General features: G+C 69.5%; 1 pseudogene. It reads left to right on the top strand.

The features are described 5' to 3' along the window. Positions 1-127: pseudogene (locus tag SB771_RS36500) on the top strand (hypothetical protein); the annotation flags it as partial. Positions 128-243: the final 116 nt, after the last annotated feature.

The raw sequence follows: 243 nt of genomic DNA, 5'->3' as shown, positions 1-243 counted from the left end.
CATCGGCATGGCGCTGCTATGGCTGTGGGCGGTCGATGGCGTGCGGCCCAGCGTCAGCGATTATGTCGGCGTCGGGCTTTGCCTGGCCGGCATGCTGGTGATCATGTTCGGGCCGAAGACGGCCTGACCGATTGCCGCGAAGGCGCGTGAGCGCACGACGGGCCAGCGCACGTTGGCGGGTCCGACTCACGCGGCGCGACGCCGGCCCGCCTCCCCGAAAATGAAAAAGCGGGCTCCCCGTGG

It is taken from the genome of Burkholderia sp. SIMBA_051 (assembly GCF_046534915.1).
GTDB classification, from domain to species: domain Bacteria; phylum Pseudomonadota; class Gammaproteobacteria; order Burkholderiales; family Burkholderiaceae; genus Burkholderia; species Burkholderia ambifaria.
This window is presented reverse-complemented; position numbering and strand designations above follow the sequence as displayed.